The sequence below is a fragment of the Streptomyces sp. NPDC051172 genome, from assembly GCF_040682555.1.
GTDB lineage: Bacteria > Actinomycetota > Actinomycetes > Streptomycetales > Streptomycetaceae > Streptomyces.
The window spans coordinates 34,128-61,049 of the sequence record NZ_JBFBBE010000054.1; the positions used below are offsets into that span (position 1 = coordinate 34,128).

Sequence of the window (26,922 nt, forward strand, 5' to 3'; positions counted from 1 at the left end):
GGGCACCGCCCAGGCCCTTTAGGCACTGGGGGAGGGTCAGCGCCGGAATTGCACCGGCTTCCCCCCGTACGGCGTGATGACGACCCGGCCACTGTACCGGCTCGTAGGAACACGCTGAGAGCCGCCTGTGGGGCGCAGGCGGCGGTAGCTTCGGACCATGGCAACGGGGAGGCTGCTCGGCACGGGCCGGGTCAACGACGTGTACGAGCTCGACGCGGGATGGGTGCTGCGGCGCAACCGCGAGGGATGGGGTGACGCTCTCGCCGAGGGGGCCGTGATGGAGCACGTACGCGCGCACGGATACCCCGTGCCCCGGGTACGGCTGTCCGACTCCACGCCCACCGAGCTGGTGATGGAGCGGCTGTCCGGGCCGACGATGCTTGAGGCCTGCCTGGCCGGTCCACTCGGCGCCGAAGAGGCCGGCGCGATGCTCGCCGAACTCCTGCGCCGACTGCACACCGTCCCCGCCCGCGATGCCGCCGACTGCCGCGTGCTCCACCTCGATCTGCACCCGGACAATGTGATTCTGACGTCCGAGGGCCCGTACGTGATCGACTGGAGCAACACCGAGGAGGGGCACCCGGGCCTGGACTGGGGCATCTCCGCCGTGATCCTCGCGCAGGTCGCCGTCGGAGACGAACCGCTCGCCGACGCCGCCCGCGCCATGCTGGCCGCGCTCCTCGCCGACCCCTCCCAGCTCACCGACGACGGCCTGGCGCAGGCCCGACGACGGCGCGCGGCCAACCCGACGATGAGTAGACGGGAGGTCCAACTCCTCGGCAAGGCAGAGGAGTTGGTCCGTACGATCGCGTAGGCGCGCGCTCAGCCGACGACGGCCACCGCGTCCACCTCGACCAGCACCCCCTCCCGGACCGGCCGCGCCACCACCGTCGTACGGGCGGGCAGGGGCGAGCAGTCCGTGAAGAACTCCCGGTGGACGCGGTTGAACTCGGCGAAGTGGGCGCGGTCGGCCAGGTAGCAGGTGCAGCGTGTGATCGACCGCCGGTCGCCGCCCGCCGCCGCGACGACGGCCTCGACGTTGGCGAGCACCTGCCGCGCCTGCGCGCCGAAGTCCGCGGACATCTCGCCGGTCGCCGGATCCAGCGGCCCCTGGCCCGAGGTGAACAGCAGCGGACCGCTGCGCACCCCTTGGGACAGCGGTGGCGCGCTGCCGTCGGCGAAGGGGACGAAGGGCGCTCGGTCGGTGCGGACGGGTTCGAGGGGGCCGCGGCCGACGTGCGGGGTCGGGCCGCCGAAGGGGAGGTGCAGGGTGCGGGAGGCGAGCAGCCACCGGCCGTCGACGCGGCGGAAGGTGTCCTCGTAGCAGCCCACTTGGACGGGCGGACCGGCCGGGACCATGCCGCCCGTCCAGCCTTCGATCCGGTACGTCGTGAAGTACGAGGTGGCCTCGGCCGTGTCCGGCGAGGTCACCGTGGTGCGGATGTTGGACATGATCCGCCGCGAGAGCTTGTCGACGGGTCGTGCGCCGAAGTACTTCCGCAGCGCCTCCCGCCGCTCGGACCGCCGCCCGTCGCCGGGAGGCGGCCACTCCCACCAGCCGTCCTCGGTGAACAGCTCGGCCACGGAGGCGGGTTCGCCGAGGTCCAGGCGGTGGACGAAGTCGAGGATCAGACGCTCGCAGGCGCGTTCGGCGAGGAGTTGCTGCAACGGGTCCATGGGACCGTTGGTACCAGCGGCGGATCACCGGGCGCGACCGGTTTACTCAGCTTCGCCTCGCGCCGCCGGCGATCCCGGCCGACCTGCTTTTCTGCTGGGGGTCCGGGGGTTATCCCCCGGAAAGGCACAGCACACCGCCACGTACGTCACCGGATCGCTCCCCGCCACCGCCTCCGCCCGCCCCAGCTTCACCAACCGCCGCAGATGCGCCTCGGCCTCCGAGACCGCGATGTTCCGCGAGCCGTACGGGATCTGGGCCCAGGGCCGGTTCCACTCCATCCGCTCGGCGACCTGCCAGGGGGTGAGCGGCTCCACCAGGAGCGACCGGAGGCCGGTGAGCCGGTCCTCGTGATGGTCCAGCAACTCCCGTACGCGGGCGGGCGCGTCGGCGAACACGTGCTGGTGGGCGGGGAGCACCTCGGCGGGGGCGAGACGGCCGACGCGTTCGAGGGAGTCGAGGTAGTCGCCGAGGGGATCGGTGACCGTGGTGTCGTCGGGGTCCTCGTACAGGCCGATGTGCGGGGTGATCTCGGGAAGCAGGTGATCGCCGGAGAACAGCCTTCCGTGGCCCGGCAGTCGGGCCGGATGCTGCTCCTCCAGGTGCAGGCAGACATGACCGGGGGTGTGCCCCGGCGTCCAGATCGCGCGCAGCCGGCGGCCCGGGAGGCCGAGCAGCTCGCCGGGGACGATCTCCCGGTCGGGCAGCGCGGGGGAGAAGCCCGGCAGAGTGGTGCGGGGCGCTGCGTCGCGCAGCGGTGCCACGTGCTCCTCGGGGGCGCCGGCGGCGACCAGCTTGGCGGTCATGTACGCGAACCAGCGCCCCGGCCGGGTGTCGCGGGTGCGCCGCACGATCGCCGTGTCCGCGGCATGCATGGCGATCCAGGCGCCGGACGCCTCGCGCACCTTGCCGGACAGGCCGTGGTGGTCGGGGTGGTGGTGGGTGATGACGACGCCGTGCACCTCGCCCACCGCCGTACCGCAGGCCGTCAGCCCCTCGGCGAGCGTGTCCCAGGAGGCGGGGTCGTCCCAGCCCGTGTCGACCAGTACGGGCCCGCGGTCGGTGTCGACGACGTAGACCAGCGTATGGCCGAGCGGGTTGTCCGGGATGGGGACCTCGATCGACCGGACGCCTCCGCCGTGGTCGTACACCTGCGTCATGGGCTCCCCAATCACCGCGGACCGGCCACGCTCGGCCCACTATAACTAGAACGCGTTTCGATGGGAGCCCAAGTCACCTGTCCACGCGGTCAACTCGTGTGCGGCCCGTGGACTCCTCCGAGGGGAACTGGTATCAGTGCCGTATCTGATGAACCGTCAGAGACAGGCGCTCCGGGGAGGCAGTCGGCCATGACCGAGCTCGTGGAACACGGACAGCTGTTCATCGGCGGGGAGTTGACCGACCCCCTCGGCAAGGACGTCATCGAGGTGATCTCACCGCACACCGAGGAGGTCATCGGGCGGGTGCCGCACGCCTCGCGGGAGGACGTCGACCGGGCCGTCGCCGCCGCCCGCCGCGCCTTCGACGAGGGGCCCTGGCCGCGGATGACCCTCGACGAACGGATCGAGGTCGTCACCCGCATCAAGGACGCGATCGCCGTACGGCACGAGGAGATCGCCCGTGTGATCTCCTCCGAGAACGGGTCCCCGTACTCCTGGAGCGTCCTCGCGCAGGCGCTCGGCGCGATGATGGTGTGGGACGCGGCGATCACCGTCGCCCGGAACTTCACGTATGAGGAGCAGCGCGACGGCGTGCTCGGGAAGATCCTGGTGCGGCGCGAGCCGGTCGGGGTCGTGGCGGCCGTGGTCCCCTGGAACGTCCCGCAGTTCGTGGCCGCCGCCAAGCTCGCGCCCGCGCTGCTCACCGGCTGCACGGTGGTGCTCAAGCCGTCACCCGAGTCGCCGCTGGACGCGTACATCCTGGCCGACATCACGCGCGAGGCCGGGCTGCCCGAGGGCGTGCTGTCGATCCTGCCCGCGGACCGCGAGGTCAGCGAGTACCTGGTCGGGCATCCCGGGGTCGACAAGGTCGCCTTCACCGGTTCGGTGGCGGCCGGCAGGCGCGTGATGGAGGTGGCCTCCCGCAACCTCACCCGCGTGACACTGGAGCTGGGCGGCAAGTCGGCGGCGGTCGTCCTGCCGGACGCGGACGTGGCGACCACCGTCGCGGGCGTCGTCCCGGCGGCCTGGATGAACAACGGCCAGGCGTGCGTGGCCCAGACCCGCATCCTGCTGCCGCGCTCGCGCTACGACGAGTTCGCCGAGGCCTTCGCGGCGGCGGCGAGCGCCCTGGTCGTCGGCGACCCCCTGGATGCGGCGACCCAGGTCGGCCCGCTCGTGGCGAAGCGCCAGCAGCAGCGCAACCTCGACTACATCCGCATCGGCCAGGAGGAGGGCGCCAAGATCCTCACCGGTGGCGGCCGCCCGCCGGGCCTGGACCGCGGCTGGTACGTCGAACCGACCCTCTTCGGCGACGTCGACAACTCCATGCGCATCGCGCGGGAGGAGATCTTCGGCCCGGTGATCTGCCTGCTCCCGTACGGCGACGAGTCCGAAGCCCTGAAGATCGCGAACGACTCCGAGTACGGGCTCAGCGGCAGCGTGTGGACGGTGGACGTGGCTCACGGCATCGAGGTGGCTCGGCAGGTCCGCACCGGCACGTACTCGGTGAACACCTTCAGCCTCGACATGCTCGGCCCCTTCGGCGGCTACAAGAACTCCGGCCTTGGGCGGGAGTTCGGGCCCGAGGGCTACGGCGAGTACCTCGAACACAAGATGATCCATCTCCCGGCAGGCTGGGAGGGCTGAGTGACCATGGGCGACCGCTGGCACGTCGAGGTCGACCGCTCCGTCTGCATCGGCTCGGCCCAGTGCGTCCACCGCGCGACCGGGGCCTTCCGCCTCGACTCCGCCATGCAGTCGCACCCCGTCGAGCCGGAGACGGACGCCGACGAACGCATCCTGGAGGCGGCGGAGAACTGCCCGGTGGAGGCCGTCGTGATCACGCTGCTGGGGAGTGGGGAGCCGGTGTTTCCGCCGGAGGAGTAGAGCCAGAAAAAGTACCATTTCAGGGGTTTCATTCCAGGTCGGATGTTCTATTCTGGGAATTGGCCTACGGGACGAGTGAGGGAGCCCGAACCGGAGTAGCCGATTCTGGCGTGAAGCAGTCAGTCCGCTGGGACCGACGTCGACGGTCCGGGCTGAGAGGCCGGAAGGCCGTGGATCGCAAGGTCCACGACTGGAAGGCGACCTCCACCACCTGACCCGGGTAGCACCGGCGAAGGGAACCCGTCTCGTAGGTCCTTGGTGTGCCCGCTACGCTCCAGCGGTTGCCGTAGGAGCGATCGGGGCGGGGAAGAGTGCGAAGGTCCGAGGCCAGAAAGCTGATCAAGCAGGCTCGTGAGGCGTGGCAGGCCGAGGCGTGGCCGCGCGCCGCCGGCCTCTACGAGCAGGTGCTCGCCCATTTCCCGGACGAGAAACCGAGCGCCAACTGGTGGTACAACGCCGCGCTCGCCCACAAGTTCCTGCGGAACTGGGCGAAGGCGTACGAACTCGGACGCGAGGCCGCCGCGCGCTCCCCGCGCGGTGAGGGCGACCCGGCGTACTGGAACCTGGGCATCGCGGCGACCATCCAGCGCGACTGGGCCACGGCCCGCGACGCCTGGGCCGGCTTCGGCATCGCCCTCCCCGACGGTGAGGGCGAGATCGTCGGCAGCTTCGGCAACGCATGCGTACGGCTCGACACCGGCGGCAAGCGCGAGGTCGTGTGGATCGAGCGGCTGTGCCCGACGCGGGGGCGGGTGGTGAACGTCCCGGTGACCGGAGGGCGGCGGTACGGCGAGATCGTCGTCCACGACGGCGAGCCGAAGGGGGAGCGGATCCTCGACGGCGTGACCTTCCCCGTCTTCGACGAGCTGCTCCTCTTCGAGGCCTCCGAGCTGCCCACCATGGAGGTGACCGTGGCGGCCGGCGAGGCGGTCGACCTGCGGGCCCTGCTCGACCTGTTCGGCGAGCACGGCTACGGCGCGGAACCGGCCAGCAGCGCCCGCGTGCTCTGCGGCTGCTGCAGCGAGGGCACCCACCAGCAGGACCGGAGCCTGCCGACAGGCGCCCAGACGGTGTCCCTCGCGGCCCCCGAGGAGGAGGCGCGGCGGCTGCTGGCGCAGTGGGCGGACGGCGCGACGATCGGGCGGAGCTGGAGCGGGCTGGCGGCGGTCGGCTGAGACGTGCCCCGGGGCGCCGCCGAACCGCGGCCGGCTTCCTCCGCTCTCCTCAGGACGGTTTCCCGGACGCCTTCGGATCCGTCAGGTCGATCAGCCGGCAGACCGTCTCGATGTCGATCTTGACCTGGGCGATGGAGGCGCGGCCCGAGAGCCAGGTGATCAGGGCCGAGTGCCAGGTGTGCTCGATGACCCGGACCGCGGAGAGCTGCTCGGGGGTCGGGTTCTCCTGGCCCATCGCGTCCAGGATGATCAGGGTGGTCTGGCGGGAGACCTGGTCCACCTCGGGCGAGACGCTGCGGTCGGCGAAGGTCAGCGCACGCACCATCGCATCGGCCAGATGCGGCTCGCGCTGCAGCGCGCGGAAGGCCCGCATCAGCGTCTCGGCGACCCGCTCGGCCGCCGTCTCGCCCTGCGGCGGCTTCTTCCGCAGCGTGCCGTGCATGTGCTCCAGCTGGTCCTGCATGGTGGCGACCAGCAGATGGATCTTGGACGGGAAGTAGCGGTAGAGGGTGCCGAGGGCGACCTGCGAGGACTCGGCGACCTCGCGCATCTGCACCGCGTCGAAACCGCCCCGGCTGGCCAGCTGCGCGCTCGCGTGCAGGATGCGCCGACGACGCGCCTCCTGCCGCTCCGTGAGGGGCGGGGAGGCCGGCTGCGAGGTACGTGCTTCCACCTTGGCCACCTTCGCTTGCGCAGGCATGGATCCCGTTCCGTGACAGTCGGTGAGGGCTGGTGATCGCACCGAGTTTGGCAGGGCCTCGGCCGTGGCGCGAATCACCTGATCCACTGCTCACCGCACCCCTACCTGCCGGTAGATTCAGAGCCTCCTGGACGATCAAGTCTGAAACTTGTTCTAGATTAGCGTCCCGGCGTAATCTCGCGGGACAGTGCAGGCAGAAGGGGGCCCAGAGTGACCGCTGAGGCCAGTCAGGCGGGTCCCCGGGAGGACCTCGCCGCCGACGGCGAGCGACCGCTCCACATCGCGCTCCTCACTTATAAAGGGAACCCGTTCTGCGGCGGACAGGGCGTCTACGTCCGCCACCTCTCGCGTGAGCTGGCCCGCCTCGGCCACCGCGTCGAGGTCATCGGCTCCCAGCCCTACCCCGTGCTCGACGAGGGCGCGGACTACGCCGGCCGGCTGAGCTTGACCGAGCTGCCGAGCCTCGACCTCTACCGCTCGCCGGACCCCTTCCGCACCCCGGGGCGCGACGAGTACCGCGACTGGATCGACGCGCTGGAGGTCGCGACCATGTGGACCGGCGGCTTCCCGGAGCCGCTGACGTTCTCCCTGCGCGCCCGCCGTCATCTCCGCGCCCGCCGCGGCCAGTTCGACGTCGTGCACGACAACCAGACGCTCGGATACGGGCTGCTGGGTGATGTGGGCGCCCCCCTGGTGACCACCATCCACCACCCCATCACCGTCGACCGGCAGCTGGAGCTGGACGCGGCCGAGAACTGGCAGCAGCGCTGGGGCAAACGGCGCTGGTACGCCTTCACCCGCATGCAGAAGCGCGTCGCCCGCCGCCTGCCCTCGGTCCTCACCGTCTCCGGCACCTCGCGCGCCGAGATCGTCGACCACCTCGGCGTACGGGACGACCGTATCCACGTGGTCCACATCGGCGCCGACACCAACCTGTTCTCGCCGGACCCGTCGGTGCCCGTGGTGCCCGGCCGGATCGTGACGACGTCCAGCGCGGACGTGCCGCTCAAGGGCCTTGTCTTCCTCGTCGAGGCACTCGCGAAGGTCCGCACCGAGCGCCCGGACGCCCACCTGGTCGTCGTCGGCAAGCGGCCCACGGAGGGCCCCGTCGCCCAGGTCATGGAGCGCTACGGCCTCGAAGGCGCCGTCGAGTTCGTGAAGGGCATCTCGGACGCCGAGCTGGTCGACCTGGTCCGCTCTGCGGAGGTCGCCTGCGTACCGTCCCTGTACGAGGGCTTCTCCCTCCCGGCGGCCGAGGCGATGGCCACCGGCACGCCCCTGGTCGCGACGACAGGCGGCGCGATCCCGGAGGTCGCGGGCCGCGACGGCGAGACGTGCCTGGCGGTGCCGCCGGGTGACCCGGGCGCCCTGGCGGCAGGCCTCAGCCGCCTGCTGGGCGACCCGGAGCTGCGGGTACGGCTCGGCCGCGCCGGCCGTGAACGGGTGCTGCGGCACTTCACCTGGGCCCGCGCCGCCGAGGGAACGGTCGCCAGATACCGCGAGGCCATCACCGGCTCCCCGGCGCCGGAACACAGCGCGCCCCAACCGCCGAAGACCGTCGTGGAAACCGTGGAAACCACAGAAGCCGTAGAAGAACTAGCCGCCCCCCACTCCGAAAGCAGGGCCACGTGCTGACCGTCGACTTCTCCCGGTTCCCGCTCGCCCCGGGCGACCGCGTCCTGGACCTCGGCTGCGGGGCCGGCCGGCACGCGTTCGAGTGCTACCGGCGCGGCGCCCAGGTCGTGGCGCTCGACCAGAACGGCGAGGAGATCCGCGAGGTCGCGAAGTGGTTCGCCGCGATGAAGGAGGCGGGCGAGGCCCCGGCGGGCGCCACCGCGACCGCGATGGAGGGCGACGCCCTGGCGCTGCCCTTCCCCGACGAGTCCTTCGACGTCGTCATCATCTCCGAGGTCATGGAGCACATCCCGGACGACAAGGGCGTACTCGCCGAGATGGTCCGGGTGCTCAAGCCCGGCGGCCGCATCGCCATCACCGTCCCGCGCTACGGCCCCGAGAAGGTCTGCTGGGCGCTGTCCGACGCCTACCACGAGGTCGAGGGCGGCCACATCCGCGTCTACAAGGCGGACGAGCTGCTCGCCAAGATCCGCGAGGCGGGCCTCAAGCCCTACGGCACCCACCACGCGCACGCACTCCACTCCCCCTACTGGTGGCTCAAGTGCGCGTTCGGCGTCGACAACGACAAGGCGCTGCCGGTGAAGGCGTACCACAAGCTGCTGGTCTGGGACATCATGAAGAAGCCCCTGGCCACCAGGGTCGCCGAACAGGCCCTCAACCCCCTGATCGGCAAGAGCTTCGTGGCCTACGCGACCAAGCCCCATCTGCCCTCGGTGGACGCCCGGTGACCACTCCCCGGACAGAACACCTCGTCCTGCCCGGGGTCCTCACCGCCGAGCAGGCTGCCGCGACCGTCCGCGGCATCCTCGCCGTACAGCGGGAGGACGGTGCGATCCCGTGGTTCCGGGGACACCACCTGGACCCCTGGGACCACACCGAGGCCGCGATGGCCCTGGACGCGGCGGGCGAGCACGAGGCCGCCGAGCGGGCGTACGAGTGGCTGGCACGGCACCAGAACGCCGACGGTTCCTGGTACGCGGCCTACGCCGACGGCGATTTCGCGGACGTCACCGACCACGGCCGAGAGACGAACTTCGTCGCGTACATCGCGGTGGGCGTCTGGCACCACTACCTCTCCACGGGCGACGACACCTTCCTGGACCGCATGTGGCCGGCCGTCTACGCGGCCATCGAGTACGTGTTGCGGCTGCAGCAGCCCGGGGGCCAGATCGGCTGGAAGGGCGAGGAGGACGGCAGCTTCACCACCGACGCCCTGCTGACCGGCTCCTCCTCCATCCACCACGCCCTGCGCTGCGCGCTCGCCGTCGCCGAACAGCGCGAAGAGCCGCAGCCGGACTGGGAGCTCGCGGTCGGAGCGCTCCGCCATGCGATCCGTCGCCACCCGGAGCGGTTCCTGGACAAGCACCGCTACTCGATGGACTGGTACTACCCGGTGCTGGGCGGTGCGCTGACGGGTACGGAGGCCAAGTCCCGTGTGGAGGAGGGCTGGGACCGCTTCGTCGTCCCCGGCCTCGGGGTGCGCTGCGTCGTCCCCAACCCGTGGGTCACCGGCGGAGAGTCGGCCGAACTCGCCCTCACCCTGTGGGCGATGGGCGAGTCCGACCGCGCGCTGGACATCCTGCAGTCGATCCAGCACCTGCGGGACCCGGAGACCGGCCTGTACTGGACGGGCTACGTCTTCGAGGACAAGGCGATCTGGCCGCGCGAGCTGACCACCTGGACGGCGGGATCGCTCCTGCTGGCGGTCGCAGCCCTCGGCGGCCACGAGGCGACCTGCACGGTGTTCGGCGGGGAGCCGCTGCCGAGGGGGCTGGATCCGGACTGCTGCGGTTCGGTGGCGCCCTGAACGGGCGCGCTCAGTGCCGGGTCATCCGTCCGGCGATCGCGTGGCCGATGAACAGGTAGACCACCGCCGCCAGGCCGTAACCTGCGACCACGCGGGCCCAGGCCCTGTCGAAGGTGAACAGGTCACGCGACCAGCCGGCCAGCCAGTTGGCCACGTTGTGGACGAACTGCACCAGCTCGTTGGCACGGTTGGCGTCCAACAGGTACATCAGGATCCACAGGCCCAGGATGAGGGCCATGACGTCGGCGACGATCGCTATGACCGCGCCGGCTCGATTACCGCTGCTGTATCGAGACATACTTTCCGGATTGCCGCCGGATGCTTTATGAAACCCGGACGGGTTCCCTCAGGAGTTGAGTTCCGCCAGCACCCGCAGCGACTCCCGGTCGGGGGAGAGAGCCAGCAGGTCCGTCACCGGCCCCTTGCGCCACAACTCCAGGCGCTCGGCGATCCGTTCACGCGGCCCTACGAGGGAGATCTCGTCGGCGAAGGCGTCCGGCACGGCGAGGACGGCCTCCTCGCGCCGCCCGGAGAGGAACAGCTCCTGGATGCGCCGGGCCTGTTCCTCGTACCCCATCCTCGCCATCAGATCGGCGTGGAAATTGCGCGCCGCGTGGCCCATGCCACCGATGTAGAAGCCGAGCATGGTCTTCACGGGCAGCAGGCCCTCGCTCACGTCGTCGCAGACCCGGACCTGTGCCATGGGTGCGATGAGGAAGCCGTCGGGGGCGTCGGTGAGCGAGGCCTCGTAGACCTCTGGGCGGGTCGGCGACCAGTACAGGGGGAGCCAGCCGTCGGCGATACGGGTCGTCTGCGCGACGTTCTTCGGCCCCTCGGCACCGAGGAGGATGGGGAGGTCGGGACGCAAGGGGTGCGTGATGGGCTTGAGGGCCTTGCCGATGCCGGTGCCGTCCGCACCGCTGTACGGATGGGAGTGGAACCGCCCGTCGAGCACGACCGGCCCCTCCCGCCTGAGCACCTGCCGTACGACGTCCACGTACTCCCGGGTCGCCGTGAGCGGCGACTTCGGGAACGGCCGCCCGTACCACCCCTCCACCACCTGTGGCCCCGACAGTCCCAGCCCGAGCATCATGCGGCCGCCGGAGAGGTGGTCGAGGGTGAGGGCGTGCATGGCGGTGGTGGTCGGGGAGCGGGCGGCCATCTGTGCAACTGCCGTACCGAGCTTGATCGTTGAGGTCTGCGCCGCGATCCAGGTCAGCGGGGTGAAGACGTCGGACCCCCACGACTCGGCGGTCCACACGGAGTCGTATCCGAGCCGCTCGGCCTCCTGCGCGAGGGGCATGTGGTCGGGGGAGGGGCCGCGGCCCCAGTAGCCGAGGGCGAGACCGAGTCGCATGACGCCTCCATCAGGGATCTGACGGCCAGTCAGTTGCGGGCTGGGAGCTGCGACTGTACGACAGCGGCCCCCCGCCCGGAAGGGCGAGGGGCCGGTGACTGCTTGTTGTCGGCGGGTGTCAGCCGCGCTGGATCCCGGAGGTGTCCTGCAGTACACCGCGGCGGCCGTCCTGCGTCTGGGCGACCAGGGCCGGGCCGCGCTGCTCGACGGCCAGGTACCAGGTGCCCGGCGCCAGTTCGGCGATCGGCGTGGGCGAACCGTCCTCCGCGAACAGCGGCCGCGGCACCGGAACGGCGAACCAGAACGGCGAGAAGTCCCCGGCCGGCGGCTGCGCAGCCTGCGGCTGCTGCGGCTGGGCACCTCCGTAGGGCTGCCCGGGCTGCGGCTGTCCGCCGTAGGGCTGCTGCTGTCCGGCGCCGGGGTAGCCGTAGCCACCGGGGGGCTGGGCGCCGTAGGGCTGGGGGGCGGCGGGCTTGGGGGCGGGGATCAGGGCGGCCTGGAGGGCGGGGACCAGGGGGGTGGCGATGGCGGCGCCGGCCAGGACGAGGGCGGCGACGAAGCCGAGGATGAGACCGGAGCCGGCCTTCAGGGTGCCCGGGACATCGACGAGGGTCCAGAACAGGGCCCAGGCCGTCAGGACCGAGAACGCGGCGCCCACCTGGCCCAGTTCCAGGCCGGCGACCTTGCGCGGCTGCGGAAGGGCACGATTGACGACGATCAGGGCAGCACCGATGATCCCACCCACGTAGAGGCCGAGGGCGTCGCCGAGGTACTCCCAGGCGTTCGGGGCGCTGCTGATGCCGTCAGCGGTGTAGAAGCTGAGGAACGACGCGATGAAGAGCAACACCGCTGCTCCGATCACCACGCCGTCGCCTCGTGTGAGGGAGCGGATATTCACTTCAGGTCCTTCGTAAGTCGTCTCGTCGTCGGTAGACACTATCGTCCGTCCGAGCAAGGCGTCCGCCGGGATCAGCCCGCTGATCACGAACCGTGCAGGAAACTCACGATTCCATCAGAAATCCCTTGCGCGGCCTTCTGTCGCCACGCACCGCTGGTGAGCAGTGCCGCGTCCTTGCTATCGCGCATGTTCCCGCATTCGATGAACACCTTGGGAACCGTTGACAGATTGAGACCGCCCAGGTCCTTACGCGTGACGAGGCCGGTGCCGTCGCCGACGTAATTGGAGGGCGGTTCACTTGTGACGCGGACGAAGTTGCCGGCGATGTGCTCGCCGAGGTCGGCGGAGGAGGCGACGATGGGGCGGGTGTCGGCGGCGCCCGCGTGGACGGAGCCGGGAAGGATGACGTGGAAGCCGCGGTTGCCGGCCGCGGAGCCGTCCGCGTGGATGGAGATCGCGGCGTCGGCGTGGGCCCGGTTGCCGATCTGCGCCCGCTGGTCCACACAGGGGCCCCAGGCGGGGGAGTTGCCGTCGTGGGTCAGCTCCACCGTGGCGCCCAGTTTCTGCAACAGGGCCTTCAGGCGGTGGGACACGTCAAGGGTGAACTGGGCTTCCGTGTAGCCCGAGTTGGTGGACGTCCCCGTCGTGTCGCACTCCTTCTTGTTCGTGCCGATGTCCACCTGGCGGGCGATCTCGGTGGCGTGCTGGAAGTTGCCGGGGTTGTGGCCGGGGTCGATGACGACGACCTTGCCCTTGAGGGGGCCGGAGGCGGCGGGCGCCGACGAGGCGAGGGTGGGCGCCGGACTGTTCTGGTTCTTGTCGTCGCCGGCGGAGGAGGAGGAGGCGGGTGCGCCGGACGTCGCCGCGGCGGACGTCCGTACGGTCGCCTGGGCCGCCCCGCCACCATCACCGCCGCTCCCGCCCACGGTTTCGTACACGAGCCACCCGAGCAACGCGCCCGGCACGAGCGCGGCGATTGCCACGGTCAGGGGGCTGCGCCGGGGGCGGCGGGGCTGGGGAGGATCGAAGTCCGGGCCTACGTACGACACGTTGGCCACCCTACGGGCCGTCCACCCGATCCGCTGGGAACTCGAGTCCTTCGACTCACGACGGGTGGTACAGGAATCATGTACTGGTGTGGTACGTTTATCGCGTACGCTATGGGAGGAGAGTACACACATGTCGATAAGTGCCACCGAGGCCAGGAGGACGCTGTTTCCTCTCATTGAGCGCGTCAACACCGATCACACCCCCGTGAGGATCAGCTCGAAAAGCGGCGATGTCGTGTTGATGTCAGCCGACGACTACGACGCCTGGCAGGAGACCGTCTATCTGCTGCGGTCCCCTGCCAATGCCAGACGCCTCATGGAGGCGGTCGCGCGTGACAAGGCGGGCGAGGCGGCTGTCGCGAAATCGATGGATGAACTCCGCGACCTCGCCGGAGGCGAGGAGTGAGGAGTGTGTCCTTTGACCCGGATGGGTGGGAGGACTTCCTGTACTGGCTTGCCGCCGACCGCAAGACGGCGCGGAGGATCACGCGGCTGATCGGCGAGATCCAGCGGACCCCGTTCGAGGGGATCGGCAAGCCAGAGCCACTGAAAGGTGAGCTGTCCGGTTACTGGTCTCGGCGGATCGATGACGAACACCGTCTCGTGTACCGCGCAGATGACAAAGAAGTGAAGATCCTCAAGGCTCGCTATCACTACAGCTGAGCCTGGCCGGCGGTACTGCATCTGGTGCGTGCGCCGCACCGTGGCTCAGATTCCGGCCCCCATCCGCCGCAGAACCCGCAGGGAAGCCGTGACCGAGACTTCCGTGAACGCGCCGGACTCCAGTGCCCGAAGGTAGACGCGGTACGGCGCCTGGCCGGTGAACTCGTCCTTCGGGTTCGGGAAGACGTCGTGGATGAGGAGCAGGCCGCCTTCGGCCACATGGGGGGCCCAGCCCTCGTAGTCGGCGGTGGCGTGCTCGTCGGTGTGGCCGCCGTCGATGAAGACCAGGCCGAGCGGGGTCCGCCAGAACTTCGCGATCTGCGGCGAGCGGCCGACCAGTGCCACCACGTGTTCCTCCAGACCGGCGCGGTGCAGGGTGCGGCGGAAGGTCGGCAGCGTGTCCATCAGGCCGATCTCCGGGTCGACCGTCTCCGGGTCGTGGTAGTCCCAGCCCGGCTGCTGCTCCTCGCTGCCGCGGTGGTGGTCGAGGGTCAGCGCGGTGACCCCGGACTCGCGGGCTGCGTCGGCGAGCAGGATCGCGGACCGGCCGCAGTACGTACCGACTTCCAGCAGGGGCAGCCCGAGCGCCGCCGCCTCGACGGCCGCCGCGTAGAGCGCCAGTCCCTCGTCCGCGGGCATGAACCCTTTCGCGGCCTCGAACGCGGCCAGGATCTCCGGCTTGGGTGCCGCGGCCATGGGGTTCCTCCCGGTCGTACGTGTGTCTGCGGCCCCCATGCTGCCGCACCCCCCGTCAGCTGTATGACAGGGGGTGCGGCAGCGCTCTTAGGGGGCGCAGGGTTGCATCAATATGCGGCTGTTCTAAGCGGTCACGGCCCCACCGGGCAACGACAGATCCAACTCCACCGCAGCCTCCCCGGGGTGCGTGGCCGAAGACGCCAGCGGCCCATGGCCCACCGCCCGTGCGGCCAGCACATACGCCCCTTCGGCCGGCACCGCCAGCACATAGCTCCCGTCCTCGTCGGAGACCGCAGCTCCGGCCTGCCGGCCCCGCCGATCGATCAGCGTGACCTTCGCCCGGGCCACCGGAACGCCGTCGGCACCCAGCACACGCCCCCGGAACCCGCGCAGCACTTCCTCCGCAAGCTCCACGACGGAGTCGTCCTCCTCGCTGCTCGCAAGCAGCTGCGGAGCCCGGTTCGGCTTCGGCAGGAACAGGGCCATCAGCAGGCCCACGGCGACCGCGCCGGTCGCGATCAGGAAGGAGACGCGGAAGCCGTGCATGGTCGGGATCTCGACGCCGCCGACGTTGTTCGCGGTGTTGGCCAGCACCATGCCGATGACGGCACTGGACACGGACGTACCGATGGAGCGCATCAGGGTGTTGAGCCCGTTCGCCGCACCCGTCTCGGAGGCCGGGACCGCACCGACGATCAGCGCGGGGAGCGAGGAGTACGCGAGGCCGATGCCCGCGCCGAGCACCACCGCGATGACCAGGCTCTGCCACGGAGCGCTCATCAGGCCGAGCCCGGCGCCGTAGCCGATCGCGATGATCAGCAGGCCGAGGATCAGGGTGACCTTGGGGCCGTACTTCGCGGACAGGCGGGCGTAGACCGGCGCCGTGAACATCATCGTCAGGCCCAGCGGGGCCACCAGCAGGCCCGCGACGACCATCGACTGGCCGAGGCCGTAGCCGGTCGCCTTGGGGAGCTGGAGCAGCTGGGGAAGGACGAGGGAGACGACGTAGAAGGAGACACCGACCATGATCGAGGCAAGGTTGGTGAAGAGGACGGCCGGGCGGGCCGTCGTCCGCAGGTCCACCAGCGGGGCCTTCAAACGGAGTTCGAGAACGCCCCACAGGACGAGTACGACGGCCGACGCGCCGAACAGGCCGAGCGTGGTGCCGGAGGTCCAGCCCCAGTCGCTGCCCTTGGTGATGGGGAGAAGGAAGAGGACCAGGCCGGCCGAGAGGCCGAGTGCGCCGAGCAGGTCGAAGGAGCCCTTGGCGCGCATCGGGGACTCCGGTACGACCAGGAGGGTGAGGAGGATCGAGAGGGCGCCGAGGCCTGCGGCGCCGTAGAAGAGGGCGTGCCAGTCGGCGTGCTGGGCGACCAGGGCCGCGAGCGGCAGGGCGAGGCCGCCGCCGACGCCTATGGAGGAGCTCATCAGGGCCATCGCCGAGCCGAGCTTCTCGCGGGGCAGCATGTCGCGCATCAGGCCGATGCCGAGCGGGATGGCGCCCATCGCGAAGCCCTGGAGCGTACGGCCGGCGATCATCGTGAGCAGCTGGCTGGTGAGGGCGCTGATCAGGGCACCGACCACCATCACGGCGAGGCTGAGGATCAGCATGCGCCGCTTGCCGTAGAGGTCGCCGAGGCGGCCCATGATCGGGGTGGCGACGGCTCCCGAGAGAAGCGTCGAGGTCAGGACCCAGGTGGCGTTGCTGGGTGCGGTGTCCAGCAGCTGCGGCAGGTCCTTGATGACCGGGACGAGCAGGGTCTGCATCACTGCGACAACGATGCCCGCGAAGGCGAGTACCGGGACCACGGCCCCGCTCGCCCGCCGGGCGGGCTGTTCGGTCGTCGTGTGCGTCATGGGGTGAGGCCTCCAGGCCGTACGGGATGAAGAGCTGTGCGAGATAAGTGCTGGGTAAACCTCGTATGCACAGGCAACTATTCCGTTGCTTCGGGTCTCTAATGAAATCTTGACCCGGTCATGGGAATCTGATCAGTCGTCAGGCCTGGCGAGGTCGGGCTCGCGCACAACCTCGGGCTGGGCGGGGCGGCGGTGGTGACGCTCGTGCGGGCGGTGTAGGTCCTGCGGAGGAGGGCCCCGTCCGGCGAAATCCCGATGCAAGGACCGTAACCCGGTTGAGAGCATGACAGACATGCTGGAAGCCGCTGACGTCACCCGGAGCCCGTCCCGCCGTACTGCCCCTCCCACCTGGCTGGTCGTGGCGCTCGCCTGCGCCGGGCAGTTCCTGGTGGTGCTCGATGTGTCGGTCGTCAATGTGGCGCTGCCGTCGATGCGGGCCGACCTGGGGCTGAGCCCGCAGGGGCTGCAGTGGGTGGTGAACGCGTACGCGATCGCCTTCGCCGGGTTCATGCTGCTCGGCGGGCGGGCCGGGGACCTGTACGGGCGCAAGCGGATGTTCCTGGTCGGGCTCGCCCTGTTCACGGCCGCCTCGCTGGGCGGCGGGCTGGCGCAGGAGGGTGGTCAGCTGCTGGTCGCGCGGGCCGTGCAGGGGCTGGGGGCCGCGGTGCTCGCACCCTCGACGCTGACCATCCTCACCTCGGCGGTACCGGAGGGCGCCGCGCGGGCGCGGGCGATAGCGACCTGGACCGCGGTGGGCGCCGGTGGCGGAGCGGCCGGCGGGCTGGTCGGCGGGGCGCTGGTGGACGGGCTGTCGTGGCGCTGGGTGCTGCTGATCAACGTGCCGGTCGGGGCGCTGGTGCTGGCGGGCTCGCTGCGGTGGCTGGTGGAGAGCCGCAACGGGGGCGGGCGGCGGCTCGATCTGCCGGGTGCGCTGCTGGTGACGGCGGGGCTCGGGACGCTGGCGTACGGGATCTCGCAGACCGAGGCGGAGGGGTGGACGGCGGCGGCCACCCTCGTGCCGCTGGCCGCCGGGCTTGCACTGATCGCGCTGTTCCTGGTCGTGGAGGCGCGTACGGCGGCGCCGTTGATGCCGCTCGGGCTGTTCCGGGTGCGGGCCGTGTCGTCGGCGAACGCGGCGATGTTCGTGAACGGGTCCGCGATGTTCTGCATGTGGTTCTTCATGACGTTGTACGCGCAGAACGTGCTCGGCTACACGCCCTTCGAGGCCGGGCTGGCGCTGGTGCCGAGTTCCCTGGCGGTGCTGCTCGGGTCCAAGTCGGCGCCCCGCTTCCTGCCGGTGTTCGGCGCGCGGAACCTGGCCGTGCTCGGGACGCTCCTGGCGGCGGCGGGCTTCGCGTGGCAGTCGACGATGACGCCGCGGGGCAACTATCTGACGGAGATCATGTTCCCCGGGATCCTGATGATGCTCGGGGCGGGTCTCACGGCGACCCCGCTCGCCGCGCTCGCCACGTCCGGGGCGGCTCCGGGGGAGGCCGGGCTGGTGTCGGGGCTGGTCAACACCTCACGCACGATGGGCGGTTCGCTGGGACTCGCGGTGATGTCGACGATCGCGGCGACGCGCACGGCGGGCAGCGGTGCTCCCGGGGCGCTCACGGAGGGGTACGCGCTGGTGTTCCGGACGGGCACGGGGGTGCTGCTCGCGGGTGCGGTGCTGATGCTGGTGTGGCTGCCGCGCAGAATTTCCGCGAAGCCGGCGAAGTAGTTCCGCTCACAGCCACCCCTGCTGACGAGCCTCCCGCATCGCCTCCATCCGGTTGCGGGTGCCCGTCTTGCCGATGGCGGACGAGAGGTAGTTGCGGACCGTCGACTCCGACAGATGCAGCTTCGCAGCGATGTCGGCGACGGTCGCGCCGTCCACCGACGCCTTGAGTACGTCGCACTCGCGGGCGGTGAGCGGACTCGGCCCGGCGCTGAGCGCGGCGGCGGCGAGCGCGGGGTCGATCACGGTCTCGCCGGTCAGCACCCGGCGGATCGCGGCGGCCAACTCCTCGACGGGACCGTCCTTCACGAGGAAGCCGGCCGCTCCGGCCTCCATCGCGCGGCGCAGATAGCCGGGCCGTCCGAAGGTGGTGAGGATCAGCACCCGGCAGTCGGGGACCTGCTCGCGCAGCTCGGCCGCCGCGTCCAGGCCGCTCATGCCCGGCAGTTCGATGTCCAACAGGGCCACGTCGGGCCGGTGGGTCAGCGCGGCGTCCACGATCGCGTCGCCCGCCGCGACCTGGGCGACGACCTCCAGGTCCGCCTCCAGACCGAGCAGCAGGGCGAGCGCGCCCCGCATCATTCCCTGGTCCTCGGCGAGCAGGACCCGCACGTTCTTCGACGGCCGGTGATCCCGGGGCATCTCGTTCACGGTTTAAGAGTAGGGCGCGGACGGGGCCGTGGCCCGATTAAAGGCTCGTCTAAAGACTTGTCATTGTTCCGTTCCGCGAGTCTTGACGGTCTCCCGCGTCGGCCCAACAATCGCGTCTGCATTGGGAGTTCGCCTTTGCAATTCCTGTGTCTGCATCCCCACCCGCAATTGTTCGACATTTCGATCGTGGAAATAGTTCGGCATTTCGGTCGAACGCTGTTCGGTATGCCGGACATGAAGGAGGCTCCACCTTGTTCTCCAGGTTCTCCAGACTCAGAACCGCGGCCCTGGCCGCACTCTCCGCGCTCGTCACCGTCCTGGCGCTCGCCGTCGGAGTGCCGCAGGCGCAGGCGGCGGGCTCGCTGCCCTGCGACATCTACGCCGCCGCGGGCACCCCGTGCGTCGCCGCGCACAGCCTCGTCCGGGCCCTCTACTCGTCGTACAACGGCTCGCTCTACCAGGTGCAGCGGGCCTCGGACGGCGCCACCGCGAACATCGGGCTGCTGACTGCCGGAGGGTATGCCAATGCGGCCGCCCAGGACTCCTTCTGTTCCGGCACCACCTGCATCATCACCAAGATCTACGACCAGTCCCCGCGCCACAACGACCTGACGGTCGAGGGGGCGGGCGGGGCCGGCGCGGCCGACGTCGGGGCACCCGCGGACGCCCTGCCGGTGACCGTGGGCGGGCACCAGGTCTACGGCCTGGAGATCTCGGCCGGCATGGGCTACCGGGACGACTCCACCTCCGGTGTGGCCGTCAACGGGCAGGCCGAGGGGATGTACATGGTGACCTCCGGCACCCATGTCAACGGCAGGTGCTGCTTCGACTACGGCAACGCCGAGACGAACAACAAGGACACCGGCAACGGCCACATGGACGCCATCAACTTCGGCACCGAGTGCTGGTTCTCCCCGTGCTACGGCGGCGGCCCCTGGGTGCAGGCCGACCTGGAGAACGGCCTCTTCCAGTCGGACTCCGGCTACAGCAAGAACACCTCGAACACCGGCACCGGACCGCTGCCCTTCGTGACGGCTTTGCTGAAGAACAACGGGCAGAACCATTTCGCGCTGAAGTACGGCAATGCGCAATCCGGCAGCCTCACCACCACCTATTCCGGCGGTGAACCCACCACCAGCGGCTACTCGCCCATGCACCAGGAGGGCGCGATCGTCCTCGGCACCGGCGGCGACAACAGCAACGGCTCCATCGGGTCCTTCTTCGAGGGCGTCATGACCTCCGGCATCCCCACGGACGCCGCCGACGACTCGGTGCAGGCGAACATCGTCTCCGTCGGCTACGGCGGTGCGACCGGCTCCACCGGTTCGCTGACCCCGGGTTCGGAGATCTCACTGCGCGCGACGACCTCGTGCTGCACGGGCGACTACATCCGCCACCAGAACGGCACGGCGGTCATCTCCCCGATCACCTCGAGCAGTTCGGCGCTCGACAAGAACGACGCGACCTGGATCGTCCGCCGGGGCCTGGCGAGCAGCTCCTGCGTCTCCTTCGAGTCGCGCAACTACCCGGGTGACTTCCTGCGCCACTACAACTACCAGCTGCTGCGCCAGCCCATGGACGGCAGCGCGCAGTTCAGATCCGACGCCACCTTCTGCCCGACGACCGGCAAGAGCGGCACCGGAACCTCGTTCGCCTCGTACAACTACCCGGCCAAGTTCCTCCGCCACTACGACTTCAACGTCTACATAGCGAGCAACGGCGGCTCCAACACCTGGGACAGCTCCACGTCCTGGACTGACGACGTGAGCTGGGTCGTCAGCTCGCCGTGGGCGCCGTAGCCGCCACCGGTTCGGACGCGTCGTCGGCCTCCACGGGGAGTTCGGCGGTGACCGTGAAACCGCCTCGCGGCGACGGGCCGGCCTGCAAGGAGCCGCCGGCCGCCGCGAGGCGTTCCGTCAGTCCCTTGAGGCCGGTGCCGCCGATGCCCGGCAAGGACGGGGCGGGGGCCGTGGAAGGCAGGCACTCCCCGTTGTCCGCGACCGTGAGGCTGACGCGTTCGGGGCTGCTGTGCACGGTGATCTCGCAGCGCGTGGCGCCGGCGTGCCGCACGACGTTCGTGACCGCCTCCCGCACCACCCAGCCCAGCAGTGCCTCGGTCTGCGGGGCGAGGGGCGCGCCGGAGCGCAGGACCACCGGTTCGACGGCCGCCGCGGACAGGGCCGAGCGGGCCCGGTCCAGTTCGGTGGCGAGGCTGCCCTCGCGGTAGCCGGTCACGGCCTCGCGGATCTCGGTCAGCGCCTGGCGGCCGACGGACTCGATGTCGCCGATCTGGGTGAGCGCGGCGTCCAGGTTCCCCGGGGCCAGCCGCCGGGCCGCCTCCGACTTCACCACGATCACCGACAGGGTGTGCCCGAGCAGGTCGTGCAGATCGCGGGAGAAGCGCAGGCGCTCCTTCTCGACCGCCTGGTGCGCCAGTTTCTCGCGGGCGGCCTGCAACTCCCGTACCGCCTCCGACAGGGAGAGGATCGCGGCGGTGACCATCGTGGACAGGAAGGTGCCGTAGGCGATGTTCACCGCCTCCGACCCGTCGCGGACGCCGGAGATGGCCCCGGCGAGCGCGGCGAGCAGCAGTCCGGTCCTGCCCAGCCACGGTCCGCGCAGGACGGCGCCGGTCGCCAGGCCCAGCAGCGGGAAGAACAGCAGCCAGCTGCCGCCGTAGCCGAGGGCCAGACCCGTGGTGATCAGGGCCATCACCAGCAGGGCGAGACGGGTGGACCTCTCCTCGCGCTTCTGTTTGTGGAAGGAGCGGAACGTCACGTAGATGTAGAGCGAGTTGAAGGTGAACAAGCCCAGGCCGCCGATCCACGGGTCGGGAGTGCGGCCCTGGAGCAGGTTGGAGAAGGAGCCCAGGCCCATCAGCAGCCAGGGGAGCAGGGCGAACCCGGTGGGCGGCGGGCCGGGGTGTTCCGGGGCCGCGCGGCCCTCTTTCCGAGCAGCCTTCTCCGCTGCCTTGTAGCGCTCCATCTCCTCCTTCCAGAGCGCCCGCTGTGATCCCCATGTCTCCAGTCGGCAGGCCACCCGGTCCCACCACGTCACGCCACTGCCCATGTCTCGTTCCCCCCGTTCAGATGGTCCCGGCAGCGCGCCGGTACGACAGCACAGCGTAGGAACCGAAAGCGAGCAGCCACAGGGCCAGCAGCAGGATCGCCCCGAGCGCCGGAGCGTGACCGGCGGCCACCGACGTGCCGAGCTGCGCGAAACGGTAGGTGGGCGTGTACGCAGAGAGGATGCGCAGCCAGTGCGGGAAGAGGGTGACCGGGAACCACAGGCCGCCGAGGACCGCGAGGCCCAGGTTGCACGCCATGTTCGTCACACCGGTGGTCTGACCGGTCAGCCGGTAGCCGTTGCCCAGGCCCAGCAGGGTGAAGGGCAGCGAGCCCAGCCACAGCAGCGCCGCGACCGCCGCCCACTGCCAGGCCGCCAGCCGTACGCCGTTGAGCAGGCCGCCCGCGGCGAGCACCGCGAGGATGGCGGGCAGCACCGTCACCGAGCCGGTCAGCGTACGGCCGACGACGACCTGGCGCGGTGTCATCGGGGTCACCCGCAGCTGCCGCAGCCAGCCGATCGCCCGGTCCTCGGCGACCCCGCCGCCGGTGTTGAGGGCGCAGCCGACGGCGCCGTAGCCCGCCATGCCGACCATCGCGCCGGTCTTCCAACTCCCGTCAGTGGCACCGAGGTTGGTGAACAGCAGATACATCAGCACCGGCATCGCGATGCCGCCGATCACAAAACCCGCGTCCCGCAGGGTCCGGCGTACTTCGAGCCACAGATAGTCCAGCATCACGCCGCCTCCGTCACGCGTGCGGTCAGGGCCAGGAACGCGTCGTCGAGCGAGGCGGGCGCGACCTCCAGGCGGCGTATCGCGCCCAGTTCCGCCAGTGCGACCACCGTCGCGTCCGGGTCGTCGGTGCGCAACCGCGCCCGCTCCCCGCGCACCTCCACCGACCGCACACCGGGCAGCAGCTCCAGACCCTGCGAGCCCCGCCCCGCGAGGTCGAAGGCGACCAGGCCGCCGCCCACCGACCGCTTGAGCTGCTCGCCGGTGCCGTCCGCGACGATCCGCCCCTGGTCGATGACGAGGATGCGGTCGGCATGCGCGTCCGCCTCCTCCAGATGGTGGGTGGAGAACAGCACGGTGTGGCCGAGACGGGCGTACGAGCGCATCGACGCCCAGAAGGCGAGCCGCGCCTCCACGTCCAGGGCGGCGGTCGGCTCGTCCAGGACGATCAGCGAGGGGTTCCCGGCGAGCGCCACGGCGAACCGCACACGCTGCGTCTGACCGCCCGACAGCCGGTCCACGCGCCGCCCCGCCAGCTCGGTGATCCCGGCCAGCTGCAGGGCGCGCGCGACGGGCATCGGGTCCGGGTAGCGGCCGGCCACGAAGGCCACCAGTTCCCGCACGGTGACCCGGGGCACCGCGCGCCCCTCCTGCAGCATCGCGCCGATCCGCCCGGCGCGCACCGACTGCTCCGGAGGAGCGCCGAAGACCCGTACCGTGCCCTCGTCGGGCTCGTTCAGGCCGAGCAACAGCGAGATCGTCGTCGACTTGCCGGCGCCGTTGCGGCCGAGCAGGGCCACGGTCTCGCCCTGTGACATCTCCAGGTCCACGCCCTGCAAGGCGCGCACGGCGCCGAAGGTCTTGACCGCCCCCGTGAAGGACACGGCGGGTTCAGTGTGCTGTGTCATGCCGATGACGCTACGGATTCCGGGCCGCGGTCCGGCAGATGCGCATGTACGGACTCGGGCAGGACAAATGTCACTGCCTGTTCCCGCTGATCTGACATGCCGTCAGGAGCCTTCACAAGTGCGGAGCGCTGGGCTATACAGAGGGCGCCGGACTGGAACGCGTTCTAGATCGGCACTCGTGACGACCTCGGTCGCGGCCGACGGTGCGGACGGCCGCGCCGAGGTCTTGAAACATCCGAGCCATCAGGAGCCGTATGCCCATCGACGCAGCGAAGGCCCTCGCCGCCGAACCCCGTTCCGGCGAGATCACCTGGGACCGCAAGGACGTCCAGCTCTACCACCTCGGCATCGGGGCAGGCAGCCCGGCGACCGATCCCGACGAGCTGCGCTACACCCTGGAGTCCCGGCTGCACGTCCTGCCGAGCTTCGCCACCGTCGCGGGCAACGGCTCACCCGGGGTGATCAGCGGCCTGTCCATGCCCGGCGTCGACGTGGACCTGGCCCGCGTCCTGCACGGCGGCCAGTCCCTCACCCTGCACCGCCCGATCCCCGCCGAGGGCACGGCTACCGCCACCGGCCGTATCGCCGCCGTGTACGACAAGGGCAAGGCGGCCGTCCTCGTCATGCGCACCGAGGTGGCCGACGCCGACGGCCCGCTGTGGACCAACGACGCCCAGATCTTCGTCCGCGGAGAGGGCGGCTGGGGCGGCGACCGCGGCCCCTCCGCCCGCCTGGACCCGCCCACCGGTGACCCCGACCGCACCGTCGAGCGCCCGATCCGCGAGGACCAGGCCCTGCTCTACCGGCTCTCCGGCGACTGGAACCCGCTGCATGCCGACCCGGACTTCGCCAAGACCGCCGGGTTCGAACGGCCCATCCTGCACGGGCTGTGCACCTACGGCATGACGCTCAAGGCGGTCGTCGACACGCTGCTCGGCGGGGACGTGACACGGGTGCGGTCGTACGCCACCCGGTTCGCGGGCGTCGTGTATCCCGGCGAGACCCTGCGCATCCGCATGTGGCAGGGGGACTCGCAGGTCCGGGTCGCCGTGAGCGCCGTGGAGCGGGACGACGCACCCGTCCTCGCCGACACGATCGTCGAACACTCTTGATCCAGCAGGCAGTTGAGGGGAGCCGCACCATGCGCGCAGCCGTACTGCACGAGATCGGCCAGGACAAACTCGAGGTCTTCGAGGACGTCGAGGCGACGGGCTTCGGGCCCGGCAGGGTGAGGATCCGGGTGCGGGCCACCGGGCTGTGCCACTCGGACCTGTCCGCGATGAGCGGGGTGCTGCCGCAGCCGGCGCCGTTCGTGCCCGGACACGAGGGCGCGGGCGAGATAGTCGAAGTCGGCGAAGGCGTCACCCACCTGAAGGCGGGCGACCGGGTCGTGGTCTGCTGGCTGCCCGCCTGCGGCGCCTGTCCGGCGTGCAAGCGCGGGCAGACCGAGCTGTGTCTGGCCGGGTTCATGAACGCCGGCACCCCCAACTTCCACCGCCCCGGCGGCACCCCTTCCGATGTATTCGGCTTCGCGGGCACCGGCACCTTCGCCGAAGAGGTCGTCGTGGACGCGGGCTGCGCCGTGCCGATACCGGACGACGTGCCCTTCGACATCGCCGCGCTGATCGGCTGCGGGGTCACGACCGGACTGGGCGCCGCGCTCAACACCGCCGATGTGGAGGCCGGTTCGTCGGTCGCCGTCATCGGCTGCGGCGGAGTCGGGATCTCCGCGATCCAGGGGGCGCGGCTCAAGGGCGCCGCCGAGATCGTCGCCGTCGACCCGGTCGCCTCGCGCCGCGAGTCCGCCCTCAAGTTCGGCGCCACCAAGGCGGTCTCGCCGGACGAGCTGGCCGACGCCAAGCAGAACGTCACCGGCGGCGAGGGCTTCGACTACGTCTTCGAGGTCGTCGGCAAGTCGGCCACCGCCCGCACCGCCTACGACAACACCCGGCGCGGCGGCACGCTCGTCGTCGTCGGCGCGGGCGCCCTGGACGACTTCCTGCAGCTCAACATGTTCGAGCTGTTCTTCGACGAGAAGCGGATCCTGCCGTCGATGTACGGCGGCGGCGACGTCCTGCGCTCCTACGAGCGGACCATCGCCCTGTGGCGGGCGGGCCGCGTCGACCTGGAGGGCCTGATCACGCACCGGGTGCCGTTGAGCGAGATCAACGAGGCACTGGACCAGATGCGGACGGGCACGGCGCTGCGCACGTGCATCGAGATCTGACGGGGGTGCCTGTGTCGTCGCCACAGCAAGGGCCGCTGGAGGGGCTGTCCGCCGTCGTGACCGGTGCCGGTCGTGGCCTGGGCCGGGCCGAGGCGCTCGAACTCGCCCGGCTCGGTGCCGCCGTCGTCGTCAACGACTTCGGTCAGCCGGGCCGGGACGGCTCGGGAGAGGCCTCGGAGGGCCCCGCCGAAGAGGCAGCCGCCGAGATCCGTGCCGCGGGCGGCAGGGCGCTCGCCCACACCGGGGACGTCGCCGACTTCCAACAGGCCCGGGAACTCGTGGAGTTGGCGATCGGAGAGTTCGGCAAGCTGGACATCCTGGTCAACAACGCGGGCATCCTGCGCGACCGCATGGTCTTCTCCATGACCGAGGGCGAGTGGGACGCGGTGATCAGGGTCCACCTCAAGGGCCACTTCAACACCACCCACTTCGCGGCCGCGCACTGGCGCGAGCGGTCCAAGGCAGCGGGAGCGCCGGTCTACGGGCGGATCGTGAACACCTCGTCCGAGGCCTTCCTGGCGGGCTCGGCCGGGCAGCCCAACTACGCGTCCGCAAAGGGCGGAATCGTCGGCCTCACCACCTCCACGGCCCTCGCCCTGGCCAAGTACGGCGTCACGGCCAACGCGATCTGCCCGCGCGCCCGAACCCGGATGACCGAGGACGTCTTCGCCGGTTTCGAGCAGCCGGCCGAAGGCCTCGACCCGCTCGCTCCCGAACATGTCGCCCCGCTCGTCGGCTACCTGGCCTCGCCCGCCGCGGCCCGCGTCAACGGCCAGCTGCTCGTGGTGCACGGCGGCATGGTCGCCGTCGTCGACCGGCCGCGGGTGCAGGCGAAGTTCGACAGCAAGCAGGACACCTTCACCTACGACGAGCTGGATGCCGTACTGACTCCGCACTACGCGGACCGGCCGCCGGGGGAGACGTTCGCGGCGGCGGAAGTACTGGGACTCAAGCGGGCTTAGACCTCGGCGGCCGGGCCGTCGGCGGCACCGATGTAGATGGTGCCGTCGTCCTCGATCGTGATCTCGGCGCCGGTGTCCTCCTGGATCTGGTTGATC

The 26,922-nt window shown here is 70.6% G+C and carries 27 protein-coding genes, 1 pseudogene and 1 riboswitch; of the genes and pseudogenes, 14 read left to right on the top strand and 14 right to left on the bottom strand.

Features of this window, described 5'->3' with window-relative positions; translation table 11 throughout:
* The first annotated feature begins 157 nt into the window (after window positions 1–157).
* A complete protein-coding gene (locus tag AB0N07_RS28845; RefSeq protein WP_365839929.1) occupies window positions 158–814 on the top strand; it encodes an aminoglycoside phosphotransferase family protein in 657 nt (218 codons plus the stop codon).
* Between the two features lie 8 nt (window positions 815–822).
* Here the strand turns inward: AB0N07_RS28845 and AB0N07_RS28850 are convergent, their stop codons facing one another.
* From AB0N07_RS28850 to AB0N07_RS28860, 3 genes and pseudogenes are all read right to left on the bottom strand, one after another.
* Window positions 823–1,158, bottom strand: coding sequence for a RidA family protein (locus AB0N07_RS28850; RefSeq protein ID WP_365839974.1), 336 nt, complete (start codon window positions 1,156–1,158; stop codon window positions 823–825).
* An 81-nt stretch (window positions 1,159–1,239) separates the two neighbouring features.
* Window positions 1,240–1,677 (bottom strand): annotated as a pseudogene (locus AB0N07_RS28855) (nuclear transport factor 2 family protein); the annotation flags it as partial.
* Window positions 1,678–1,719: 42 nt separating this feature from the next.
* The gene (locus AB0N07_RS28860) at window positions 1,720–2,835 is read right to left on the bottom strand and encodes an MBL fold metallo-hydrolase (RefSeq protein WP_365839931.1); all 1,116 of its coding nucleotides are present in this window, start codon (window positions 2,833–2,835) and stop codon (window positions 1,720–1,722) included.
* Between the two features lie 189 nt (window positions 2,836–3,024).
* Between AB0N07_RS28860 and AB0N07_RS28865 the strand changes: the two genes are divergently transcribed.
* From AB0N07_RS28865 to AB0N07_RS28875, 3 genes are all read left to right on the top strand, one after another.
* On the top strand, window positions 3,025–4,482 hold the full coding sequence (locus AB0N07_RS28865; RefSeq protein WP_365839933.1) for an aldehyde dehydrogenase: 1,458 nt from the start codon (window positions 3,025–3,027) through the stop codon (window positions 4,480–4,482).
* A 6-nt stretch (window positions 4,483–4,488) separates the two neighbouring features.
* A complete protein-coding gene (locus tag AB0N07_RS28870) occupies window positions 4,489–4,722 on the top strand; it encodes a ferredoxin (RefSeq protein ID WP_365839976.1) in 234 nt (77 codons plus the stop codon).
* 67 nt (window positions 4,723–4,789) lie between these two features.
* A riboswitch (TPP riboswitch) is annotated at window positions 4,790–4,977 on the top strand.
* A gap of 56 nt (window positions 4,978–5,033) precedes the next feature.
* On the top strand, window positions 5,034–5,897 hold the full coding sequence (locus AB0N07_RS28875) for a tetratricopeptide repeat protein (RefSeq protein ID WP_365839935.1): 864 nt from the start codon (window positions 5,034–5,036) through the stop codon (window positions 5,895–5,897).
* A 49-nt stretch (window positions 5,898–5,946) separates the two neighbouring features.
* On the opposite strand, the gene AB0N07_RS28880 is transcribed toward AB0N07_RS28875, so the two are convergent.
* A complete protein-coding gene (locus AB0N07_RS28880; protein WP_365839937.1) occupies window positions 5,947–6,597 on the bottom strand; it encodes a TetR family transcriptional regulator in 651 nt (216 codons plus the stop codon).
* Window positions 6,598–6,807: 210 nt separating this feature from the next.
* Between AB0N07_RS28880 and AB0N07_RS28885 the strand changes: the two genes are divergently transcribed.
* Genes AB0N07_RS28885 through AB0N07_RS28895 form a run of 3 tightly spaced genes read left to right on the top strand, consistent with a single transcriptional unit; the run spans window position 6,808 to window position 10,039 of the window.
* Entirely contained in the window at window positions 6,808–8,232 is a 1,425-nt protein-coding gene (locus tag AB0N07_RS28885) for a glycosyltransferase family 4 protein (RefSeq protein ID WP_365839939.1), read from the top strand.
* Window positions 8,226–8,960 (top strand): class I SAM-dependent methyltransferase, encoded by a 735-nt coding sequence (locus tag AB0N07_RS28890; RefSeq protein WP_365839941.1) that lies wholly within the window; start codon window positions 8,226–8,228, stop codon window positions 8,958–8,960. The genes AB0N07_RS28885 and AB0N07_RS28890 overlap by 7 nt, the downstream gene beginning before the upstream one ends.
* Window positions 8,957–10,039, top strand: coding sequence for a prenyltransferase/squalene oxidase repeat-containing protein (locus AB0N07_RS28895; RefSeq protein WP_365839943.1), 1,083 nt, complete (start codon window positions 8,957–8,959; stop codon window positions 10,037–10,039). Before AB0N07_RS28890 ends, AB0N07_RS28895 begins: the two co-directional genes overlap by 4 nt.
* Window positions 10,040–10,049: 10 nt before the next feature.
* Here the strand turns inward: AB0N07_RS28895 and AB0N07_RS28900 are convergent, their stop codons facing one another.
* The 4 genes from AB0N07_RS28900 to AB0N07_RS28915 form a co-directional block, all read right to left on the bottom strand.
* Window positions 10,050–10,337 carry a hypothetical protein gene (locus AB0N07_RS28900; RefSeq protein ID WP_365839944.1) on the bottom strand — a complete coding sequence of 96 codons (288 nt, stop codon included), beginning with the start codon at window positions 10,335–10,337 and terminating at the stop codon, window positions 10,050–10,052.
* Window positions 10,338–10,385: 48 nt separating this feature from the next.
* Window positions 10,386–11,396, bottom strand: a complete 1,011-nt coding sequence (locus AB0N07_RS28905) for an LLM class F420-dependent oxidoreductase (RefSeq protein WP_365839945.1) — start codon at window positions 11,394–11,396, stop codon at window positions 10,386–10,388.
* Between the two features lie 118 nt (window positions 11,397–11,514).
* Window positions 11,515–12,294 (bottom strand): hypothetical protein, encoded by a 780-nt coding sequence (locus AB0N07_RS28910; protein WP_365839947.1) that lies wholly within the window; start codon window positions 12,292–12,294, stop codon window positions 11,515–11,517.
* An 83-nt stretch (window positions 12,295–12,377) separates the two neighbouring features.
* The gene (locus AB0N07_RS28915; RefSeq protein WP_365839949.1) at window positions 12,378–13,343 is read right to left on the bottom strand and encodes an N-acetylmuramoyl-L-alanine amidase; all 966 of its coding nucleotides are present in this window, start codon (window positions 13,341–13,343) and stop codon (window positions 12,378–12,380) included.
* 130 nt (window positions 13,344–13,473) lie between these two features.
* On the opposite strand from AB0N07_RS28915, the gene AB0N07_RS28920 reads away from it, so the two are divergent.
* Together AB0N07_RS28920 and AB0N07_RS28925 are read left to right on the top strand one after the other, a co-directional pair.
* The gene (locus AB0N07_RS28920) at window positions 13,474–13,749 is read left to right on the top strand and encodes a type II toxin-antitoxin system prevent-host-death family antitoxin (protein ID WP_030932105.1); all 276 of its coding nucleotides are present in this window, start codon (window positions 13,474–13,476) and stop codon (window positions 13,747–13,749) included.
* Complete coding sequence (locus AB0N07_RS28925) at window positions 13,746–14,006, top strand: Txe/YoeB family addiction module toxin (RefSeq protein ID WP_030932107.1); 261 nt, start codon at window positions 13,746–13,748, stop codon at window positions 14,004–14,006. Before AB0N07_RS28920 ends, AB0N07_RS28925 begins: the two co-directional genes overlap by 4 nt.
* Before the next feature lie 45 nt (window positions 14,007–14,051).
* On the opposite strand, the gene AB0N07_RS28930 is transcribed toward AB0N07_RS28925, so the two are convergent.
* Together AB0N07_RS28930 and AB0N07_RS28935 are read right to left on the bottom strand one after the other, a co-directional pair.
* Window positions 14,052–14,702 (bottom strand): class I SAM-dependent methyltransferase, encoded by a 651-nt coding sequence (locus AB0N07_RS28930; RefSeq protein WP_365839952.1) that lies wholly within the window; start codon window positions 14,700–14,702, stop codon window positions 14,052–14,054.
* A 123-nt stretch (window positions 14,703–14,825) separates the two neighbouring features.
* Window positions 14,826–16,559 carry an MFS transporter gene (locus AB0N07_RS28935; RefSeq protein WP_365839954.1) on the bottom strand — a complete coding sequence of 578 codons (1,734 nt, stop codon included), beginning with the start codon at window positions 16,557–16,559 and terminating at the stop codon, window positions 14,826–14,828.
* Between the two features lie 283 nt (window positions 16,560–16,842).
* Here AB0N07_RS28935 and AB0N07_RS28940 point away from each other — a divergent pair, with 283 nt between their 5' ends.
* Window positions 16,843–18,282 carry an MFS transporter gene (locus tag AB0N07_RS28940; RefSeq protein WP_365839956.1) on the top strand — a complete coding sequence of 480 codons (1,440 nt, stop codon included), beginning with the start codon at window positions 16,843–16,845 and terminating at the stop codon, window positions 18,280–18,282.
* Between the two features lie 6 nt (window positions 18,283–18,288).
* Here the strand turns inward: AB0N07_RS28940 and AB0N07_RS28945 are convergent, their stop codons facing one another.
* On the bottom strand, window positions 18,289–18,921 hold the full coding sequence (locus AB0N07_RS28945) for a response regulator transcription factor (RefSeq protein ID WP_365839978.1): 633 nt from the start codon (window positions 18,919–18,921) through the stop codon (window positions 18,289–18,291).
* Window positions 18,922–19,181: 260 nt separating this feature from the next.
* Here AB0N07_RS28945 and AB0N07_RS28950 point away from each other — a divergent pair, with 260 nt between their 5' ends.
* On the top strand, window positions 19,182–20,729 hold the full coding sequence (locus tag AB0N07_RS28950) for an alpha-L-arabinofuranosidase B (protein WP_365839958.1): 1,548 nt from the start codon (window positions 19,182–19,184) through the stop codon (window positions 20,727–20,729).
* On the opposite strand, the gene AB0N07_RS28955 is transcribed toward AB0N07_RS28950, so the two are convergent.
* From AB0N07_RS28955 to AB0N07_RS28965, 3 genes are all read right to left on the bottom strand, one after another.
* Window positions 20,707–21,915 (bottom strand): sensor histidine kinase, encoded by a 1,209-nt coding sequence (locus AB0N07_RS28955; protein ID WP_365839980.1) that lies wholly within the window; start codon window positions 21,913–21,915, stop codon window positions 20,707–20,709. The two genes, AB0N07_RS28950 and AB0N07_RS28955, sit on opposite strands and share 23 nt — an antisense overlap.
* Window positions 21,916–22,015: 100 nt before the next feature.
* Window positions 22,016–22,732: an ABC transporter permease gene (locus AB0N07_RS28960; protein ID WP_365839960.1), complete on the bottom strand. Its 717-nt coding sequence runs from the start codon at window positions 22,730–22,732 to the stop codon at window positions 22,016–22,018.
* Window positions 22,732–23,637, bottom strand: coding sequence for an ABC transporter ATP-binding protein (locus tag AB0N07_RS28965; RefSeq protein ID WP_365839962.1), 906 nt, complete (start codon window positions 23,635–23,637; stop codon window positions 22,732–22,734). Before AB0N07_RS28965 ends, AB0N07_RS28960 begins: the two co-directional genes overlap by 1 nt.
* A gap of 254 nt (window positions 23,638–23,891) precedes the next feature.
* On the opposite strand from AB0N07_RS28965, the gene AB0N07_RS28970 reads away from it, so the two are divergent.
* The 3 genes from AB0N07_RS28970 to AB0N07_RS28980 are packed head-to-tail and all read left to right on the top strand — an operon-like array spanning window position 23,892 to window position 26,826.
* Entirely contained in the window at window positions 23,892–24,749 is an 858-nt protein-coding gene (locus AB0N07_RS28970) for a MaoC/PaaZ C-terminal domain-containing protein (RefSeq protein ID WP_365839964.1), read from the top strand.
* A gap of 29 nt (window positions 24,750–24,778) precedes the next feature.
* A complete protein-coding gene (locus AB0N07_RS28975; protein WP_365839966.1) occupies window positions 24,779–25,864 on the top strand; it encodes a Zn-dependent alcohol dehydrogenase in 1,086 nt (361 codons plus the stop codon).
* Window positions 25,865–25,875: 11 nt separating this feature from the next.
* The gene (locus tag AB0N07_RS28980) at window positions 25,876–26,826 is read left to right on the top strand and encodes a 3-oxoacyl-ACP reductase (RefSeq protein ID WP_365839968.1); all 951 of its coding nucleotides are present in this window, start codon (window positions 25,876–25,878) and stop codon (window positions 26,824–26,826) included.
* Window positions 26,827–26,922 lie beyond the last annotated feature (96 nt).

Bases quoted from the DNA above. Each gene is read 5' to 3' on its own strand.
- AB0N07_RS28845 (WP_365839929.1), top strand. From the start codon at position 158: ATGGCAACGGGGAGGCTGCTCGGCACGGGCCGGGTCAACGACGTGTAC.
- AB0N07_RS28860 (WP_365839931.1), bottom strand. From the start codon at position 2,835: ATGACGCAGGTGTACGACCACGGCGGAGGCGTCCGGTCGATCGAGGTC.
- AB0N07_RS28865 (WP_365839933.1), top strand. From the start codon at position 3,025: ATGACCGAGCTCGTGGAACACGGACAGCTGTTCATCGGCGGGGAGTTG.
- AB0N07_RS28870 (WP_365839976.1), top strand. From the start codon at position 4,489: ATGGGCGACCGCTGGCACGTCGAGGTCGACCGCTCCGTCTGCATCGGC.
- AB0N07_RS28880 (WP_365839937.1), bottom strand. From the start codon at position 6,597: ATGCCTGCGCAAGCGAAGGTGGCCAAGGTGGAAGCACGTACCTCGCAG.
- AB0N07_RS28900 (WP_365839944.1), bottom strand. From the start codon at position 10,337: ATGTCTCGATACAGCAGCGGTAATCGAGCCGGCGCGGTCATAGCGATC.
- AB0N07_RS28905 (WP_365839945.1), bottom strand. From the start codon at position 11,396: ATGCGACTCGGTCTCGCCCTCGGCTACTGGGGCCGCGGCCCCTCCCCC.
- AB0N07_RS28920 (WP_030932105.1), top strand. From the start codon at position 13,474: ATGTCGATAAGTGCCACCGAGGCCAGGAGGACGCTGTTTCCTCTCATT.
- AB0N07_RS28930 (WP_365839952.1), bottom strand. From the start codon at position 14,702: ATGGCCGCGGCACCCAAGCCGGAGATCCTGGCCGCGTTCGAGGCCGCG.
- AB0N07_RS28935 (WP_365839954.1), bottom strand. From the start codon at position 16,559: ATGACGCACACGACGACCGAACAGCCCGCCCGGCGGGCGAGCGGGGCC.
- AB0N07_RS28940 (WP_365839956.1), top strand. From the start codon at position 16,843: ATGACAGACATGCTGGAAGCCGCTGACGTCACCCGGAGCCCGTCCCGC.
- AB0N07_RS28945 (WP_365839978.1), bottom strand. From the start codon at position 18,921: ATGCCCCGGGATCACCGGCCGTCGAAGAACGTGCGGGTCCTGCTCGCC.
- AB0N07_RS28955 (WP_365839980.1), bottom strand. From the start codon at position 21,915: ATGGAGCGCTACAAGGCAGCGGAGAAGGCTGCTCGGAAAGAGGGCCGC.
- AB0N07_RS28960 (WP_365839960.1), bottom strand. From the start codon at position 22,732: ATGCTGGACTATCTGTGGCTCGAAGTACGCCGGACCCTGCGGGACGCG.
- AB0N07_RS28965 (WP_365839962.1), bottom strand. From the start codon at position 23,637: ATGACACAGCACACTGAACCCGCCGTGTCCTTCACGGGGGCGGTCAAG.
- AB0N07_RS28970 (WP_365839964.1), top strand. From the start codon at position 23,892: ATGCCCATCGACGCAGCGAAGGCCCTCGCCGCCGAACCCCGTTCCGGC.
- AB0N07_RS28975 (WP_365839966.1), top strand. From the start codon at position 24,779: ATGCGCGCAGCCGTACTGCACGAGATCGGCCAGGACAAACTCGAGGTC.